The sequence below is a fragment of the Streptomyces sudanensis genome (assembly GCF_023614315.1).
In the GTDB taxonomy this organism is placed as follows: Bacteria; Actinomycetota; Actinomycetes; order Streptomycetales; family Streptomycetaceae; genus Streptomyces; species Streptomyces sudanensis.
This window is the reverse complement of record NZ_CP095474.1, coordinates 1,482,581-1,489,283: the sequence shown is the minus strand read 5'-3', so window position 1 is coordinate 1,489,283 and position 6,703 is coordinate 1,482,581. Positions and strand designations below refer to the sequence as shown.

Genomic DNA, 6,703 nt, shown 5'->3' with positions numbered 1-6,703 from the left:
GTTGTGGGGGTGCCCTTGGTTCGTTGCTTCTTCTTGTAAGGGGAGGGGTGGTGGGTCGGGGGTTTCTTTGTTGGGGTGGNNACAACGTTATGGGTGGTTGGTAGCGTCAGTTGTGGGGTGGTGGGTGGGGCGGGGTGTTTGTTGGTTGGTAAGGGGTGTTCTGTTTTCGGGGCATGACGCAGGTCACAGGGGGGTTACACATTCTGCGGCTGTCTATCGGTTGGGTTGAACGGGCGATTACATTCCCCGCACACCGCGTGGAGAAGCGGTGTGCTGTGGGGAAGTTGTTTGGACTTCCTGTGCATGCAAGATCGTTCGGTCGGCTCCAGGGAGTGCGTTGTGCTGAACAAGGCCGTGGTGAAGTTTGCGGTTCCGGTGGTTGCGGGTGCCTTGGCGTTGACCGGGTGTGGTGGTTCGGGTGGCGGTGGTGACACTGTCAAGATCGCTTTCCAGGGTCCGTTGTCGGGTGACAATGTCGCGCTGGGCGAGAACATGCAGAACGGTGTGAAGCTGGCTATTGACCAGGCGAACGCCAAGGGGGATCTCGGTTTCAAGCTGGAGTATGTCGCTTCGGATGATCAGGGTCTGCCGGACAAGGCGACTGCGGCGGCTCAGAAGGTGATCGACGACGAGAGTGTCGTCGCGGTGGTGGGTCCGGCGTTCTCGGGTGCGACGAACACGGCTTCGCCGTTGTATGCGGAGGCGGGTCTGGTGACGGTGTCGCCGTCGGCGACGAATCCGTCTTTGACGGATCCGGAGAACAACTTCACGAGTCTGCTGCGGGGTGTCCCGAACGACAACCAGCAGGGTGCGGGTATGGCGACGTACTACGCGAAGAAGTTGAAGGCGAAGAAGGTCTATGTCCTGGATGACAAGACCGACTACGGGGTGGGTTTGGCGGGTGTCGCCGAGAAGGGTTTGAAGGCTGCGGGCATCGAGGTGGTCCGGAAGTCGGTTCCGCAGAAGACGCCGGATTACAGTGCGACGGCGAAGGATGTCGTCAATTCGAAGGCCGATGCGCTGGTGTACGCGGGTTACTACCAGGATGCGGCGCCGTTCGCGAAGAAGTTGAAGGAAGCCGGCTACAAGGGTGCGGCGATTTCGGGTGACGGTACGAACGATGTGAAGTTCGTGGAGTTGGCGGGTGGTGCGTCGGAGGGTTGGTTCCTGACGTGTCCGTGCACGGATGCGACGGTGGAGGCGGGGACGAAGCAGTTCGCGCAGGACTACCAGAAGGCGTTCAAGCGGGCGCCGGGTACGTATTCGGCGGAGTCGTACGACATCGCCAGCATGATCATCGCGGAGTTGAAGGCGGCGAAGGGCGGGGTGGAGCGTGAGGCGCTGCGGGATGCTCTGGCGAAGGCGTCGTACAAGGGTCTGACGAAGACGTTCTCCTTCGATGAGAGCGGTGAGTTCAAGGGTACGGATGTGTATCTGTACCAGGTGAAGGGCGGCAGGATCGCCTACCAGGGCAACATCAACCAGCTGGTCGGCTGAGTCTGGCGGGTGGGGGCCGGGGGGCGTTGGTTCTCCGGCCCCTGTTCGGTATCGGGGTCCTTCGGGTGGTCTCGGTGTGGTGTGGGGTTTGCTTGTTCGGCCGTGGGCCGGGGGCGCTTTGCGGGTGTTCCGGTTCTGCTTGGTTCTAAGGAAGTTTTTCGATGTCCCTTCAGGAGTTCTGGGACTATCTTGTCCTGGGTGTGATGCTCGGCTCGTTGTATGCCGTGATCGCGATCGGTTACACGTTGGTTTACGGCGTTCTCCAGTTGATCAATTTCGCGCACAGCGAGGTGTTCATGCTGGGGGCGTACGGGAGCCTGATCGTTCTTCAGTTGCTCGATCCGGGTGAGAGTCCTTCTGCTTGGGCGTCGATCGGGTTCGTGGCGATGGCCATGGCTGGTTCGGCGTTGTTCGGTGGGGTGACGGCGTACGGGTTGGAGAAGGTGGCGTACCGGCCGTTGCGCCGGCGGGGCGCTCCGCGTCTGATCTTCCTGATCACGGCGATCGGTGCGTCGTTCTTCCTGTACAACCTGGCGGGCAAGCTGTTCGGGCGTGATCCGCTGACGTTGCCGGAGATGTATGACAACCACGATGTGCTGAGTGTGTTCGGTGCGGGTGTGAACATCACGCAGTTGCTGCAGTTCCTGACCGCCGTGGTGATGATGGTGGGTCTGGATCTTGTGGTGAACCGGACGAAGTTGGGCAAGGGTATTCGGGCGGTCGCGCAGGACGCCGAGGTGGCGTCGTTGATGGGTGTGGACATCGACCGGGTGATTTCGCGGACGTTCGTGATCGGTGGTGTGCTCGGTGGTGTGGCGGGTTTCCTGTTCGCGAATCTGAACCAGGTGTCGTACACGATGGGTTTCATTCCGGGTATCACGGCGTTCGCGGCGGCTGTGGTGGGTGGTATCGGCAACATTCGCGGTGCGATGGCGGGTGGTGTGCTGATCGGTGTGGTGGAGACGATGACGGTGCCGTTGCTCGGTGACGAGTGGCGGAGTGTTTCCGCGATGGTGGTTCTGATTCTCGTGCTGATGTTCCGTCCGATGGGCATCCTCGGTAAGCAAGTGGGGAGGGCGGCGTGAGCGCTGTGGGTTCTTCCGTGAGTGATGTGGCGTCCGCGGCGAGCAGGTTGCGTCGTACGGCGTGGTATCGGCGGCCGCGGTTCATGCGGTTGTGGTCGATGCTGGCGCTGGGTGTGCTGCTGGCGCTGGTGACGGGCGAGCAGGGTACGACCCGGGACGTCTTCTTCTCCGTCGAGGGGTCGTTGACGGGGTCTCATCTGTGGGTGTGTCTGGCGTTGACGGTGGGTGCGTGGGCGCTGCGGGAGTTCGCGGTGTCGCCGTTGCGGGGTGTGGCGGACCGGGCGAGGTCGGTGGTGGGCCGGCCTGGTGGTGCGGTGCGTGATCGGGTCCAGGGTGATCCGCGGTTGCGTTGGGGTCTGGTCGGGTTGGCGTTGGTGCTGGCTTTGGTGGTGCCGTCGTTCTTGTCGCGTACGTGGCAGACGGTGCTGGTGGATCAGATTGCGATCTTCGCGCTGCTGGCGATCGGTCTGAACGTGGTGATCGGTTGGGCGGGTCTGCTGGATCTGGGTTTCTTCGCTTTCTTCGCGGTGGGTGCGTATTCGACGGCGTTCTGGACGGGGCGTCTTCCGGTCGAGCCGCCGGTGGTGCTGAATCCTTTCTGGGTGATTCCGATCGCGGTGGTGACGTGTCTGGTGACGGGTCTGCTGCTGGGTGCGCCGACGCTGCGGTTGCGGGGTGACTACCTGGCGATCGTGACGTTGGGGTTCCACGAGATCATCTATCTGGTGGCGAAGAACGCGGACGGGGTGACGGGTGGTCCGCAGGGTGCGCGGTTGATTCCGGATTTCTCGTTCGATTTCGCGGGTGTGGAGTACTCGTGGTCGATCAAGCCGCTGCCGTACTGGTATCTGCTGGTGTTCTTCATCGTGTTGGTGATCGTGTTGTTCTCGCGGCTGGAGCATTCGCGGGTGGGCCGGGCGTGGACGGCGATCCGTGAGGACGAGATCGCGGCGGCGGCGAACGGTGTGGACACGGTGCGGTTCAAGTTGATGGCGTTCGCGATCGGCGCGTCGACGTCGGGTGTGGCCGGGGTGATCTTCACCAGCAAGTACGGCTACATCAATCCCGAGGTGTTCCCGCTTCTCCAGTCCATTCTGATCCTGGCGTATGTGATCTTCGGTGGCATGGGGTCGATTCCGGGTGTGCTGCTGGGGGCGGCGGCGCTGGTGTGGCTGCCGGAGGCGCTGAAGGACTACGTGGATCCGTCGGACCGGTACATGTACCTGGGTGCGCTGCTTGTGATCATGATGATTTACCGGCCTCAGGGCATGTGGCCTTCGCGTCGTCGTCAGCGTGAGCTGAAGATGGCGGAGGAGGGTCTGGGGGATGCGGATGCGATGTCCGAGCCGGCGGGAGGCAAGGCCTGATGGGCACTGAAGTGACGAGTGCGCCCGTGGAGGAGCTGGTGCTCCGGGTGACGGATGTGACGCTGAGGTTCGGCGGGTTGACGGTTCTCGACAAGGTGAACATGTCGATGCGCCGGGGTGAGGTGCTGGCGGTGATCGGCCCGAACGGTGCGGGGAAGACGTCGTTCTTCAACTCGCTGACGGGTGCGTACACGCCGCAGGAGGGGAGGATCGCCTTCCTGCCGAGGGGCGGGGGGGAGAAGTCCCTGCTGGGGAGTAAGCCGCATCTGGTGAACCGGGTGGGGTTGGCGCGTACGTTCCAGAACATCCGGTTGTTCTCGGCGCTGACGGCGTTGGAGAACGTGAAGATCGCGGTGGAGACGCGGCTGAAGGCCGGGCCGGTGTCGATCATGCTGGGTCTGCCGGGTGCGCGTCGGGCGGAGCGGGAGAGCGACGAGCGGGCTCACCGGCTGCTGCGGTTCGTGGGCCTGGAGGACAAGCTCAACGAGATCGCGGGTGGTCTGAGCTACGGCGATCAGCGGAGCCTGGAGATCGCGCGGGCGTTGGCGACGGATCCGCAGGTGCTGTTGCTGGACGAGCCGGCGGCGGGGACGAATCCGACGGAGAAGCTGGAGCTGGAGCGGTTGATCCGCCGGATCAACACCGAGCTGGGTGTGAGCGTGCTGCTGATCGAGCACGACATGCGGCTGGTGATGTCGGTCGCGGACCGTGTGATGGTGCTCAACTTCGGCAGGAAGATCGCGGAGGGGACGCCTGGTGAGGTGCAGCGGCATCCGGCGGTGATCGAGGCGTATCTGGGGTCGTCGGCGGAGGACGCCGAGGTGGTGCGCCATGCGGTCGAGGACGCGGAGGGTGCGGGTGGTGCGCCGGACGCGGCCGGTGCGGATGCCGGTGGTGCGGGTCGTGCGGTGCGGAGTGACGAGGAGAGCGGCCAGTGAGTACGACGGCACAGCTGCGTGGGGACGGCGGTGGCGCCGGGGCCGCGGAGGTCCCGCTGCTGGAACTGCGGGGCATGCGGGTGTTCTACGGTGCGATCGAGGCGCTGAAGGGCATCGACCTGACGGTCGGGAAGGGCGAGATCGTCGCTCTGCTGGGCGGTAACGGCGCGGGGAAGACGACGACGCTGCGTACGGTGTCGGGGATGCTTCAGCCGCGGTACGGCGAGGTGCTGCTGCGCGGTGAGCGGATCGACGGCATCAAGTCGCACGAGCTGGTTCGTTTCGGCATCGGGCATGTGCCGGAGGGGCGGCGGGTCTTCGCGACGATGACGGTGCTGGAGAACCTGGAGATGGGGGCGTACAGGTTCTCGTCGGTGGATTCGGGTGATCTGGACCGGGTGTTCACGCTGTTCCCGCGGCTCGCGGAGCGGCGTTCGCAGCAGGCGGGCACCTTGTCGGGTGGTGAGCAGCAGATGCTGGCGATCGGCCGTGCGTTGATGGGCCGGCCGGAGCTGCTGCTGCTGGACGAGCCGTCGATGGGGTTGGCGCCGCTGATCGTGCAGCAGATCTTCGAGATCGTGAAGGAGATCAACGAGCAGGGTACGACGGTGCTGCTGGTGGAGCAGAACGCCACGCAGGCGCTGGGGCTGGCGGACCGGGGTTACGTCCTGGAGACGGGGTCGGTGGCGATGTCGGGTCCGGCGGGCGGGTTGCTGGCGGACAGCCGGATCCGGGCGGCGTACCTGGGTGAGGGGGCGGCCTGATCGGCCGGCCGGTTGTGGGGGAGCGCCGGGTGCCCGTGGAGGGGGCCCGGCGCTCCGGTGTGCGGGGTCAGGCGGTGGGGGTGTCCGGGGTGTCCTTGCCGGTGGTTTCGCGCAGCATGCAGGTGAGGCGTGCGGTGCAGACGCGCTTGTCCTGGTCGTCGGTGATGGTGATCTCGTAGGTGGCGGTGGAGCGGCCGCGGTGGACGGGGGTGGCGACGCCGGTGATGAGTCCGGAGCGGACGCCGCGGTGGTGGGTGCAGTTCAGGTCGACGCCCACGGCGGTCTTGCGTGAGCCGGCGTGGAGCATCGCGCCGATGGAGCCGAGTGTTTCGGCGAGGACGGCGGAGGCGCCGCCGTGGAGGAGTCCGTAGGGCTGGGTGTTGCCTTCGACGGGCAGGGTGCCGACGACGCGGTCGGCGGCGGCTTCGGTGATCCGCAGGCCCATGCGGGTGCCGAGGTGGCCGGCGGAGAACAGGGCGGGCAGGTCGACGCCGAGGGCGGCGTACTCGTCGATGACCTCTTGCGGGAACACGGGTGCGGTCTGCTCGCCCATGGGCCGGGGCTCCGTTCGTCGTCGTGCGGCTGTCCTGGTGGTGTTGCCGAGCGGACGCTCAGTCGGCCGGTGATTGTTCCAGACGGATGACGACGGACTTGCTGGCGGGGGTGTTGCTGACGTCGGCGGTGGCGTCGAGGGGGACGAGGACGTTGGTCTCGGGGTAGTAGGCGGCGGCGCAGCCCCGTGCGGTGGGGTAGTGGACGACGCGGAATCCGGGGGCGCGGCGTTCGACGCCGTCGGTCCACTCGCTGACGAGGTCGGCGTAGGAGCCGTCGGGGAAGCCGTGTTCGCGGGCGTCGTCGGGGTGGACGAGGACGACGCGGCGGCCGCCCTTGATGCCGCGGTAGCGGTCGTCGAGGCCGTAGACGGTGGTGTTGTACTGGTCGTGGGAGCGCAGTGTCTGCAGGAGCAGCCGGCCTTCGGGGACGCGGGGGTGTTCGACGGGGGCGGCGGTGAAGTTGGCCTTGCCGGTGGCGGTGGGGAAGCGGCGTTCGTC

Annotated in this window: 6 protein-coding genes and 1 pseudogene; 5 read left to right on the top strand and 2 right to left on the bottom strand. The window is 65.5% G+C overall.

Features of this window, described 5'->3' with window-relative positions:
- Positions 1–339: 339 nt before the first annotated feature.
- The 5 genes from MW084_RS06830 (at position 340) to MW084_RS06810 (ending at position 5,651) form a co-directional block, all read left to right on the top strand.
- Entirely contained in the window at positions 340–1,497 is a 1,158-nt protein-coding gene (locus MW084_RS06830) for a branched-chain amino acid ABC transporter substrate-binding protein (protein ID WP_029553870.1), read from the top strand.
- Between the two features lie 161 nt (positions 1,498–1,658).
- A complete protein-coding gene (locus tag MW084_RS06825; protein ID WP_010475316.1) occupies positions 1,659–2,582 on the top strand; it encodes a branched-chain amino acid ABC transporter permease in 924 nt (307 codons plus the stop codon).
- Positions 2,579–3,949, top strand: coding sequence for a branched-chain amino acid ABC transporter permease (locus MW084_RS06820; RefSeq protein ID WP_010475315.1), 1,371 nt, complete (start codon positions 2,579–2,581; stop codon positions 3,947–3,949). Before MW084_RS06825 ends, MW084_RS06820 begins: the two co-directional genes overlap by 4 nt.
- Complete coding sequence (locus tag MW084_RS06815; protein WP_010475314.1) at positions 3,949–4,887, top strand: ABC transporter ATP-binding protein; 939 nt, start codon at positions 3,949–3,951, stop codon at positions 4,885–4,887. Before MW084_RS06820 ends, MW084_RS06815 begins: the two co-directional genes overlap by 1 nt.
- A gap of 74 nt (positions 4,888–4,961) precedes the next feature.
- Entirely contained in the window at positions 4,962–5,651 is a 690-nt protein-coding gene (locus tag MW084_RS06810; protein WP_255130698.1) for an ABC transporter ATP-binding protein, read from the top strand.
- Positions 5,652–5,718: 67 nt separating this feature from the next.
- On the opposite strand, the gene MW084_RS06805 is transcribed toward MW084_RS06810, so the two are convergent.
- Positions 5,719–6,204 (bottom strand): PaaI family thioesterase, encoded by a 486-nt coding sequence (locus tag MW084_RS06805; protein WP_010474151.1) that lies wholly within the window; start codon positions 6,202–6,204, stop codon positions 5,719–5,721.
- 58 nt (positions 6,205–6,262) lie between these two features.
- Positions 6,263–6,703, bottom strand: a pseudogene (locus tag MW084_RS06800) (molybdopterin dinucleotide binding domain-containing protein); the annotation flags it as partial.